We start from the raw sequence: 10,870 nt of genomic DNA on the forward strand, positions 1-10,870 counted from the left end.
TGCGTATTGAACGTGATCAACGCATCATTGGAATACACATCAGGCAGAAGTTTGCGCGCCAACCAATACTCCGCGCGCAGCCACCCCATCGTGAGGCGCGCCCTGGCCGACAGTCCGGTTGCCACGCCGCCAACATTACCTCGGCGGACAACTCGGCGGCAGTCACCCGGGTTGGGGCTCCGGGACGGGCGCGACGCTCCTCCGCTTGAGACGGGACTTGAGCGCCATCGCGCGTTTTTCCACCAGGAACCAACTCAACGCGGCAAGTGGCAGTGTGGCGATCGTCGAGACTCCGAAGAAGACAAGAGGATTCAGAAACGCGAGGCCGAAGACCACGAGCAACTGCTGTGTCGGGAATGCGTAAATGTACATGCCGTAGGACAGATCAGTTCGTAAGTTCAAGCGCTTGTGCCGCAACAACGCCCCCGAGGTGATGACGGCGTATGCCAGCGGAAGGCCAGCCACCACCCGGTAATCGGGCAGTAGGCCGGCCGCCAGAACAATGACCACACTTACCGCGACGAGCGACCATCGGGCGGGTATCACATCGCGCCAGTGATACATGACTGCTCCGGCGGCGAACATGATGGCGGTTCGCATGAGGAGCTGTGGAATGGTCCACAGCCCGGGAAAGGTGAGCGGCGGCAACAACATCGCCCCGCACACCGCCAGGACCAAGATCACCGGGGAGACCCAGCGTCGACTGGCGAGGCCGACGACTCCCAGGATGATCACGATCAGGTAGCACGCCACCTCCCAGATGAGAGACCACAGATTCGCGTTCCAACCCGCGGCGGCATCGGGGATTCCGGTCGGTGTTCCGCCGACATGGTGCTGGAGGTAGAGCACTCCGCTGTTCTTCAACACGTACTCGATCGGTTCGGTGGACATCAACAGCTTCATCGCCGAACCACCTTGAACGGCAACACTGATCGGGGCGATGACGAAGGCGGTTACCACCAGGCAGACGTAGAGACCGGGAAGTATGCGAAGCGCGCGCGCGGCGAGATACTCACCGGCCCGCGGGTGGGTGAGCCAGCTTCTCGTGATGAGGAATCCCGATATCGCGAAGAACCCGTCAACCCCGATCGAGAAAAGGATCTGGAGTAGTGCCTCGGGTGGCCGATGTCCTGTCTCCGGAAAGGAATGCCACAGTATTACCTCGGCGGCCAATACCAGCCGGAGTGCGTTCAGCGCATTGTTTCGAGGATCGAATGCCTGCTGTAGCTTCATCAAGGCCCCCGCGCTGTCGGCGTAATTTTATCGCCGCTCCGGCAACGCGCGTGGGGCTTTTGACTTTCTTGATTGTTTGCGTGATCGCTTGGCTACAACGTCGATTCAGGTTGCTCGTCGATCCATTCGAGCAATGCACGCAGGCCGTCGTCGAGCGCCCATTTCGGACGCCAGTCGAGCTCACGCTGCGCGGGCCCGCTGTCACAACTCGCGGCCCGGATATCGCCGTCACGGAACTTCCCGACGACGATCGGCTCGGGGGCGTCGAAGATGGCAGCTATCTTCTGAGCCAGCTCGTGGATGGTTGTCCCCTGACCCGAGCCGATGTCGAGACACCGTGGTTCGGTCACAGGCTTGTTCACCGCGGTGAACAACGCGTCGATCACGTCGTCGATATAAATGAGATCGCGCACGATCCGACCGTCTTCATAGATTTCCGACGGTCGGTGCGCCCGCGAGAGCCGGGCGAAGAACGGGACCACCCCGGTATACGGGTTGGTCAGTGATTGCCCCGGGCCGTAGGCGTTCTGCAGGCGCAGCACGCTGAGGTTGGAGTCATGGGCGGATGTCCAAGCCGTCAGCAGGTGCTCCTGGGCGAGCTTGGTGGCGCCGTAAATGCTGATGGGGCGGGGTTCGGTGCGGCCCGCGCAGTGCGGCAGCGGCACGGCGGGCTCGCCGGTGGGCCCTTGGGGATCCCAGATCCCGGCCGCCAGTTGGGCGTGGGTACGCGGCCGCGGGTAGAACGTCTGTCCGCCCGACTGCCAAGCGCCCTCGCCGTAGACGGCCCTCGACGACGCGACGACGATCTGCTCGGGCACAATGCCCGAGCGGCTGAGGGCGTCGAGCAGCTGGGTGGTTCCGACCACGTTCACCGAGCCGTGGCGCGTCGCCTGGGACAGCGACTGCGCAGTTCCCGTTTCGGCCGCCAGATGCACGATCTGGGTCGGCCGGAACAATCGGAGCACAGCGTCGCAGTCAGGTGCGTGGGTCACGTCGCCGGTGAACAACCGGACGGCCGACGGTAGATCGATCGCCTGCTTTCCACCATGAACCTGCGGGAGCAGCACGTCCATGATCGCGACGTCATACCCCGCTTCGACGAGGCGGCGTGAGAGCGCCGAGCCGATGAATCCTGCTCCACCGGTGATGAGTACGGATGTAGACAAGAGGTGAAGCCTCCCGTTCGTGTGCAGTGGAGTCAGGTGAGTGGTCGGACGTTTCCTGCGTCAGCCGGATTCCTGGAACAGCTCGGTATGTGACGCACGATCGTCGACTGAATTCCGTGCCGGTTTGATGAGCAGTCCCTGGCCGGTGGGCAACGTACAGATCGGCACACCCAATTCCCGAGCCAACTCATCCATCGCATCACGCTGCTCCTCGCGCCCACGATTGGCATAATCATCCAGCAACACATACGCCCCCGGAGTCAACCGCGGCCAAAAGAACCGCAACGCAGCAATTTCCGGCGGAGCACAATTCATATCGATATGCAGAAAAGCCACCGCATCAGCATCAACCTGATCCAACGTCTCCGGCACCGCACCAACGATGATGCGCTGATTACTCCACTGCGCAAAATTCGCCCGCACGCTATCCACCGAATCCACATACATGCCGTTACGCAAATGCGTCTCACTGGCCTCAAGCGCCCCCGACTCACGCTCCTGCGCCGAGACAAACCGCGGATCCAACCCCGCAAACGTATCCAACAGATAGAACGTCTTACCCAACCCGTCCCAATCCAGATACTCCATGATGGCACTACTCAAAAACCCGTAACTCACACCACATTCGACAAAATCACCATCAAGCCGACGAGCATTCGCCGCCGCCCACAACCCCACATGCACCCGCCAGTGCCACTGATACCAATCCTGATCACCAAGCGCACGCGCACCACGCTGATAAGCCCGCTGAAACGCCGGATCATCCATGAACCCATGCGTATTGAACGTGATCAACGCATCATTGGAATACACATCAGGCAGAAGTTTGCGCGCCAACCAATACTCCGCGCGTACCGCCCGAAGCCGGAGTCGGGTGCGGACCGAGAGCCCATTTGCCACGTCAGCAACCTTAGCACTCGCAACGGTCGCGACTACGGGCAATTCCCGATGGGGCTCGGGGCCCGACCGGGCGAAACATCTTGGCCCGCAGCCGGTTAGATGCGCAATGCCGCTGACCTGAGCCACACGGCGAGTTACCTCGTGTTAGCGCACAATTCGTCGGCTACGGCAAATCCGGATCGTCATCCGACACCACTTCGATCCGCCGGTACCGATGGTAGTTCGCCGACCGGGCCGGTACGCCGCTTGGTGAGCCGGGACTTCAGCTTCAACGCGTGTTTCTCCACCACAAACCAGCTCAGCGCGGCCAACGGCACAGTTGCCACCGTCGCAACGACGAAGAACGGGAACGGGCCCAGGCTGGCAAGGCCCAGGACGACCAGGAGTTGCTGTATCGGATAGGCATAGATGTAGACGCCGTAGGACAGGTCGTTGCGCAGGTTCAATCGCTTGCGGTGGACGAGGGCGCCGGAAACGATGACCGCGTACGCCAACGGCAGGGCGCCGATCACCCGGTAGTTGGTCAGCAGCCCGGACGCGAGGACAAGGACGATGCTCACGGCGACGAGTGACCACCGCGCAGGAATGGCGTCCCGGTACTGGTAGAGCAGCGCCCCGGCGGCGAACATGACCGCGAAGCGGGCCACCATCTGCGGGATGGTCTGCATCGCGAAGGTCGGGTACGACAACCACGCTGTCGCACAGAGCATGAGGACAAAGATCGACGGAATGACCCATCGACGCTTCAGTAATCCGACGACTCCCAACACCGCGACCGCGATGTAGCAGATCATCTCGAACACGAGCGTCCAGATCGAACCGTTCCACACCCCGGCCCACGGGACGCCTCGCGGTGTTCCGTCGATGCCGGCGTAGTACACGTTGAGCACGGCGTTGTTGAGCAGGTATTCGAGCGGCGCGTGTGACGCCATCAAATCCGACACCGAGCCGCCCTGGATCATGACGCTGAGCGGGGCGATGACGAACGCGATGATCGCCAGGCATACCCACAACCCGGGGAAGATGCGCAGTGCGCGAGCGATGGCGAAGTCCCGCAGCCGGGGATTGCGAAGCCAACTCGCGGTGATCAGGAATCCTGAGGCCGCGAAGAATCCGTCCACCCCGACCTGCTCGAGAAGCTGCTCGACCGGCTTGTACGGGATCCGGTGGCCGGTGAGCGGCCAGGAATGACACAGGATCACCGATGTGGCCAGCACCAGCCGCCAGGCGTTCAGCGCGTTGTTTCGCGGATCGAACACCTGCCCCAGTTTCGAGCCGGCCGCCAGTTTCCGTCGCGACGGCCTGTCACTGACGTCGCCTGCTCCGGCGACTTCAGGACTGTTGCTCATCTCTGCCCCCGATCAGATCGGGCCCGGTCGACGGGCCTCAAATTGCCGCTCAGGCCGTACACGTTGCCAGGGCGAACTTCTCCACCACATCGCCTGCCCTGATCGCACTTTCGGCTGGTTTGCTCATCCGGTTGGCGAGGCCGCGCGCCCGCTCGACGTATTCCGGAGCGAGGATCCGCCGCAGATCCGTGACCAGCGATTCCTGTGTAGTCGCTGAAAAGCGTCGCGTAGTACCCACTTTCAGCTTCTTGACCTGGGCTCCCCACAGTGTCTGGTTGGCGTCCATCGACAGGATCAAGGTGGGGACCCCGGCGCGCATACTGGCTGCGGTGGTTCCCGAACCACCATGGTGGACGACGGCATGACAGGCCGGGAAGATCGCCGCATAGTTCACCGCGCCGACCACTTTGACGTGGTCGAACTGCGGCACGTTGCTGAAGTCGCTGTAACCGGCACAGATCAACGCCCGCTCGCCCAATTGTGCGCAGGCCGCACTGATCATCGTGACGGTGTCGGCCGGAGATTCCACCGGCATACTGCCGAAACCGAAGCAGATCGGCGGTGTTCCGGAGGCAATCCACGACGTCACCTCATCATCGATGGTGGTCGACTGCTCCATTGTCAGCGTTCCGACGAACGGTCTCATGCCATTCCACTTCGACCACTCGCCGGCCAACCCGGGAAAGCAATCCTCATCGTAGGCTTGGATTTCCAGGGCTCCACGCTCGGCGATCCGCCCCGGTGAAGGGCCTGTCGCCTTCGGCAATCCAAGTGCGCGACGCTGGGTGTCTTCCACCTTCTTGTTCAGGCGCCAAGCCACCCAGTCGAACACCGTCATCCCCGCGCGACCCAGCACCGGCGGCAGCATCGACACGAGTTGGCCGTTGGGCCGCATCGGAACGTGATGCAAGGTGATCAACGGAATGTCGTGATGTTCGGCAACATTGGCCGCAGGCTCCTGGTAACTCTGCCCGGCGAGCAACACGTCCGCATCATCGGCAAGCGCTGTCAACGTCGCGTTCATCTGAGCCCAGGACTGATCGCTGAGGGTCCACATTTCGCGCCAGAGTTTGCGCAGGTCGCGGACCTTCCAGAACTCGCGGAACACCGACGTCCAGAAGTTTCGGTAGACGTCCAGCCACGACCGCGTATCCAGCCCGTAGGCGACCGCCGAAAAGCCAGCGGCACCAGCGAAATCGACCGAGTCGGGCGGAACGGCCATGACCACCTCGTGCCCTCGGCGCTGCAACTCGCGTCCGACAACAATGGAAGGCTCGATATCGCCTCGAGTTCCATAGCTCGCCAGCACAAATTTCATCGCAGTTCGAAGCCTTTCAGTCATGCCGGTGGCGGCCGCTCACTCCTTACGCCAGAGCACACCGGTGCCATCGATTTCGACGATCTCTGCGGAGATTCCGTGCTTGGCGCGGTAGTCGGTGACGGCCTGCTTGCAGCCGTCTATTGCGTGGTAGTCGTCGATGATGCAGAAGCCGCCCGGCGACAGCCTCGCGTAGAGACCGTCGAGTCCCTGAATCGTGGATTCATAGAGGTCGCCGTCGAGCCTCAGCAATGAAATGCGCTCGATCGGGGCGTCGTGCAGCGTGTCCTTGAACCAGCCGGGAAGGAAGTGGACTTTGTCGTCCAACAGTCCGTAGCGCTGGAAGTTCGCCCGCACGTCCTTTTCGGTCACCGCCAGGATCGGCGCTGCCAGGTGCAACCTATCCCCTTTGTCCGCTTTGTAATTCGCGGAATCCGGGGGTGGCACACCTTCGAAGGAGTCGGCGAGCCAGACCTGCCGGGTCTCGTCTCCGTAGGCGGACAGGACTGCGCGCATCAGGATGGATGCTCCGCCTCGCCACACCCCACACTCGACGAGATCTCCAGGTACGTCCTCGGCGATCACCGTCTCGACGCACTGCTGCAAGCTGGTCAGGCGGTTCATCCCGATCATCGTCAGCGCATCCGCAGGCCAGTCCAGCCCGAGGTCGCGTTTGCGCGGATCGAACGGCCGCTTACGCACGAGCATGAGGTTGCCGATTTTCAGAATGGGACGATGCAGCCAGTCCCACCCGACAGGAACCAACTCGTCGACGCCGTACCTGGTGAGGTCCTGTCGGAGCAGATCCAGATATGCAGATCGGGTGTCACGATCAGTCACGGTCAAAAAAGTGCCCCTGTCTTGAAAACCGGTACTCCGGTGATGAGCCTAGCGTGGACAAGACCCGGTCAATACATTTCGGGGCCGACCGTTGACCTTGCGGCCGAGACCTTTTGGGCAAATCTCGGCGAACTTCACGCCGATCTGCAAAAAAGGCTAATGGATCGACATGTCGCCGTCGTCGATCATATGGGTCAATGACCGATGACGGCGTCTCCAGCAAACAATTCAAGATCAACGTGCGGCCCGGCCGGGTCAGCGGAAAGCGGCCCGGGACAAGTGCTTCGGTTCTGGGGCACGGTGCACGACCACGACGGAGTCAAATACCTCGATGCGGTCGATGATGGTCGCCGCCAACGGCACCTCGACCTGCCCGACCCGTTTGGGATGGCCTTCCATGATCTCGAAGACCGAGGTCATCTGCATATACGGCGCATGCATCGCATCCATCAACCATTTGGTGAAGTCGATGAACGATTCGCGTTGGTCACGGTAGGGCGTCCAGTAATTGGCGCAGACGTCTTCCACGACGTACACGCCGCCGGGCTTGAGCCGGGGGAACAGATACCGGAACGACCCGATCATCTGCTTGGGGCTGTGCCCGCCATCATCGAGGACGGTGTCGAAGGGGCCGAACTCGTCGAGCACGCGGCCCAGGAACCCATTGTCGGTCTGATCGCCGATCCGCACGTGAACGCGGTCCTCAGGCGCGTCATGCTGTGCCGCTTTGGGGTTGATGTCGATTCCCACGATGGTGGCCTCAGGCATGTACTTGCGCCACATCCGTAGCGAACCGCCGCGGTCCACGCCGATCTCGAGCATCCGTTCGGTTCGGGCGAGGGCGGCCTCGTAGATGGGCAGGTAGTGGCGCAGCTTGTGGACATTGTCGGTGCCGTTAAATATCTGCCCGATCTCGGTTTCTGTGGGCGTGCTGTCCTCGGCCCGCATGGCCACCGTCCGGGCCAGATCGGGGCCCAACGCGTCAAGCATCCGCTGACGGTCTTTGTAGGGGTAGCGGCGAGCTATGAACGGTGGCTTGGGCACCAGTGCGAGCCGGAATGAGGGCATAGTCACGAAATCCTATGGACGTGCAACTCAACCACGGACCGTATCGGGAGAATCATCGAAAACCATAGAGTTAGCTTATCGTCCTGCCGGCTGCACACCGAACCGTCAACTCGCTGCTGACCTGCGACGCGGTACCTCATCAAGATCATCCGCGCCGTTGACGCCGGAACCGGGCCCCGCCGCCCGTCGCCCGTCAGCCTCTGGCGATCCGTTCGACCAAATCAGTTGCGCTGGAGATGCTTTCATCCGGGCCAGTCATCCGAGTGGCGATCTCGCGGGCCCGGATGGCGTAGTCCGGGGCGAGTATCCGGCGCAGATCCGCAACCAACGTCTCACAGGTGGTCATCGAAAAGCGCCGGGAGGCACCGATGTTCAACCGTTTGATCTGCGCCCCCCACAGCGGTTGATCGCCCGCTGTCCAGAGCACCAGCGTCGGGATGCCGGCACGCAGACTCGCTGCGGTGGTACCTGAACCACCGTGGTGGACTACCGCGCGGCAAGCCGGGAAGGTTGCGGCATAGTTCACCGCACCGACGACCTTGACGTGGTCCCCGCAAGGGACATCGCCGAAGTCGGTCCCGGCGGCGCAGATCAACGCGCGCTCCCCCAATTGGGCGCATGCCGTGCTGATCATCGTCACCGCGTCCGCTGGGGATTCGACCGGGATACTCCCGAAACCGAAGCAGATCGGCGGCGTCCCGTCAGCGATCCACGACGCGACTTCCTCATCGGCATCCGTCGTCAAGCCCATCGTCAGCGTTCCGACAAACGGCCGTCGATCGCCGCATTTGGCCCATTCCGTCGCCAGTCCAGGGAAGCAAACCTCGTCATAGGCTTGGATTTCCAGTGATCCGCGGTCGGCGAAGCGCCGCGGCGGGGGACTGGCAGCCTTCGGAAGGCCGAGTTCACGGCGCTGCGCATCCTCGGGTGTCTTGGTCAGACGCCAGCCCAGCCAGTCGTAGGCCGTCATCGCGGACCGGGTCACCGGCGGCGGCAGGATCGGAAACAGTCGGCCGTTGGGCCGCCACGGAAAGGTATGCAGCGCGATCAGCGGAATGTCGTAGCATTCCGCGACGTCGGCCGCCGCTTGTTCATAGCCCACACTGGTCGTCAGCACATCGGCACCGTCCGCCAGCGACCTGACGGTCGCGCCCATATCCGCCCACTGCTGCACGACGCCCTTCAGGGCTCCACGGGTCATCGCGACGAGATCCTGAACCCGCCAGAAGTTGCGGGTCCACGATGTCCACAAGTCACGGTAGGTGTCCAACTGTGCTTCCATGTGCATTCCGTACGGGGTAGCGGCCAGTCCGGCCGCCTCCGCGAAAGCGACCAGGTCGGGCGGGACGGCCATACACACCTCATGTCCCCTACGCCTCAACTCGCAGCCGAGCGCGACCGATGGCTCGACGTCGCCGCGCGTCCCGTAGCTGGCCATGGCAATCCTCATGGCGATTCCACCCCTCACCCTGACGTCCGTACATATTTCTAGACGACTGCCCACTACGGCGGCCGGCTTTATCTGATCCCCCGCACCACTGCCGGGCCTTTCAGACGGGGTATCCGACCAGGTCAGCGAAATTCGGCCCGCCAATTCAGCTACCTTCCGCGGCGGACCTCTACGCGACCGTGGCTGCGCCAACCAACGCGGGAGTTTCAGACGGGCAATTTCATGCCACCGACCGTCGTCTATGCGGCCGCGGCAATTCAAATCACGTACAGCCAAATATTTTTCATTGCATTTGTGGTGGCGTGTCGTCCACGGGGCACCTGATCAGCGCCTCTGCGCCACCGCAGCGGATTCCGTCGGCAACGCGCGTGGTGCACGATAAGGTGGCCTACGTGTTGCGCCGCAATGACGCCGAAAACGTCGTCGCTGCCGAACTCGACGAATTCATCTCAGCCAGGTAGGGGTACACATGCGTGGCATCATTCTCGCCGGTGGGTCCGGCACCCGGCTGCATCCGATCACGATGGGCGTGAGCAAGCAGCTGTTACCGGTGTACGACAAGCCGCTCATCTATTACCCGCTGTCCACGCTGCTCATGGCAGGCATTCGGGACATCCTGGTGATCACCACACCGGCTGATGCACCGGCGTTCGAGCGGCTTCTCGGCGACGGCTCGGCTTTCGGCGTGAGCCTGCGCTACGCGGTTCAGAAAGAACCTGAGGGCCTGGCCCAGGCGTTCGTCATCGGCGCTGACCACATCGGCACCGATACGGTGGCGCTTGCGTTGGGTGACAACATCTTCTACGGGCCCGGTTTGGGCACAAGCCTGCAACGGTTCGAAACCGTCAGCGGTGGAGCAGTTTTCGCATACTGGGTGGCGAATCCGTCTGCGTACGGCGTAGTGGAGTTCGGCGCCGACGGCACGGCGTTGGCGCTGGAGGAGAAGCCGGTGGTGCCGAAATCGAACTATGCGGTTCCCGGCCTGTATTTCTATGACAACAACGTGATCGAGATCTCCCGGTCACTTCGGAAATCGGCCCGCGGAGAGTACGAGATCACCGAGGTCAATCAGACCTACCTCGATCAGGGGCTGCTCTCCGTCGAGGTGCTCGCCCGCGGGACAGCGTGGCTGGACACCGGCACCTTTGATTCCCTGCTGGACGCCAGCGACTTCGTCCGCACCATCGAACGCCGCCAGGGCCTGAAAGTCGCGGTGCCCGAGGAGATCGCGTGGCGTGCCGGGTTCATCGACGATGATCAACTGGCTGCCCGCGGCAAGGAACTGCTGAAATCGGGATACGGCGACTACCTGCTGAACCTGCTGGACCGGCAGTAGGACCACGCACACCCGGCCGCCCTCACACGGCAACAGCCGGCCCGTCGGCAAATCGGCATCGCTTTCTCGATAAAACGCGTTGCCAAGGCTTTACAGCAAATAGCGAATAAATGTCCATCGCAATTGTCACGCTCTGGCGTGTTCCCGGTGAATGAGTCCCACCAGTTTTAGAGTCCTGTAGCCCGATGTCGGGCGAGAAGGGACGATGAA

Annotated in this window: 10 protein-coding genes and 1 pseudogene; 2 read left to right on the plus strand and 9 right to left on the minus strand. The window is 62.2% G+C overall.

Annotated elements, in window-relative coordinates:
* From M1247_RS36305 to M1247_RS36345, 9 genes and pseudogenes are all read right to left on the minus strand, one after another.
* Window positions 1-89 (minus strand): annotated as a pseudogene (locus M1247_RS36305) (class I SAM-dependent methyltransferase); the annotation flags it as partial.
* Between the two features lie 73 nt (window positions 90-162).
* Window positions 163-1,233, minus strand: a complete 1,071-nt coding sequence (locus M1247_RS36310; RefSeq protein ID WP_317161290.1) for an acyltransferase family protein — start codon at window positions 1,231-1,233, stop codon at window positions 163-165.
* 92 nt (window positions 1,234-1,325) lie between these two features.
* The gene (locus M1247_RS36315) at window positions 1,326-2,399 is read right to left on the minus strand and encodes an NAD-dependent epimerase/dehydratase family protein (RefSeq protein WP_317161291.1); all 1,074 of its coding nucleotides are present in this window, start codon (window positions 2,397-2,399) and stop codon (window positions 1,326-1,328) included.
* Between the two features lie 60 nt (window positions 2,400-2,459).
* Window positions 2,460-3,299, minus strand: coding sequence for a TylF/MycF/NovP-related O-methyltransferase (locus tag M1247_RS36320; RefSeq protein ID WP_317161292.1), 840 nt, complete (start codon window positions 3,297-3,299; stop codon window positions 2,460-2,462).
* 182 nt (window positions 3,300-3,481) lie between these two features.
* Complete coding sequence (locus M1247_RS36325; protein ID WP_317161293.1) at window positions 3,482-4,648, minus strand: acyltransferase family protein; 1,167 nt, start codon at window positions 4,646-4,648, stop codon at window positions 3,482-3,484.
* A gap of 49 nt (window positions 4,649-4,697) precedes the next feature.
* Window positions 4,698-5,966, minus strand: coding sequence for a glycosyltransferase (locus tag M1247_RS36330; protein ID WP_317161294.1), 1,269 nt, complete (start codon window positions 5,964-5,966; stop codon window positions 4,698-4,700).
* Window positions 5,967-6,005: 39 nt separating this feature from the next.
* Complete coding sequence (locus M1247_RS36335) at window positions 6,006-6,806, minus strand: TylF/MycF/NovP-related O-methyltransferase (RefSeq protein ID WP_317161295.1); 801 nt, start codon at window positions 6,804-6,806, stop codon at window positions 6,006-6,008.
* A gap of 255 nt (window positions 6,807-7,061) precedes the next feature.
* The gene (locus M1247_RS36340; RefSeq protein WP_317161299.1) at window positions 7,062-7,796 is read right to left on the minus strand and encodes a class I SAM-dependent methyltransferase; all 735 of its coding nucleotides are present in this window, start codon (window positions 7,794-7,796) and stop codon (window positions 7,062-7,064) included.
* 271 nt (window positions 7,797-8,067) lie between these two features.
* Complete coding sequence (locus M1247_RS36345) at window positions 8,068-9,324, minus strand: glycosyltransferase (protein WP_317161296.1); 1,257 nt, start codon at window positions 9,322-9,324, stop codon at window positions 8,068-8,070.
* Between the two features lie 302 nt (window positions 9,325-9,626).
* Between M1247_RS36345 and M1247_RS36350 the strand changes: the two genes are divergently transcribed.
* Window positions 9,627-9,785 carry a hypothetical protein gene (locus M1247_RS36350; RefSeq protein WP_317161297.1) on the plus strand — a complete coding sequence of 53 codons (159 nt, stop codon included), beginning with the start codon at window positions 9,627-9,629 and terminating at the stop codon, window positions 9,783-9,785.
* A gap of 8 nt (window positions 9,786-9,793) precedes the next feature.
* Window positions 9,794-10,660 carry a glucose-1-phosphate thymidylyltransferase RfbA gene (gene rfbA, locus M1247_RS36355; protein WP_317161298.1) on the plus strand — a complete coding sequence of 289 codons (867 nt, stop codon included), beginning with the start codon at window positions 9,794-9,796 and terminating at the stop codon, window positions 10,658-10,660.
* Window positions 10,661-10,870: the final 210 nt, after the last annotated feature.

Origin of the sequence: Mycobacterium appelbergii (assembly GCF_032883035.1) — a bacterium.
Classification (GTDB): Bacteria; Actinomycetota; Actinomycetes; order Mycobacteriales; family Mycobacteriaceae; genus Mycobacterium; species Mycobacterium appelbergii.

Bases quoted from the DNA above. Each gene is read 5' to 3' on its own strand.
- M1247_RS36310 (WP_317161290.1), bottom strand. From the start codon at position 1,233: ATGAAGCTACAGCAGGCATTCGATCCTCGAAACAATGCGCTGAACGCA.
- M1247_RS36325 (WP_317161293.1), bottom strand. From the start codon at position 4,648: ATGAGCAACAGTCCTGAAGTCGCCGGAGCAGGCGACGTCAGTGACAGG.
- M1247_RS36330 (WP_317161294.1), bottom strand. From the start codon at position 5,966: ATGAAATTTGTGCTGGCGAGCTATGGAACTCGAGGCGATATCGAGCCT.
- M1247_RS36340 (WP_317161299.1), bottom strand. From the start codon at position 7,796: ATGCTTGACGCGTTGGGCCCCGATCTGGCCCGGACGGTGGCCATGCGG.
- M1247_RS36345 (WP_317161296.1), bottom strand. From the start codon at position 9,324: ATGAGGATTGCCATGGCCAGCTACGGGACGCGCGGCGACGTCGAGCCA.
- rfbA (WP_317161298.1), top strand. From the start codon at position 9,794: ATGCGTGGCATCATTCTCGCCGGTGGGTCCGGCACCCGGCTGCATCCG.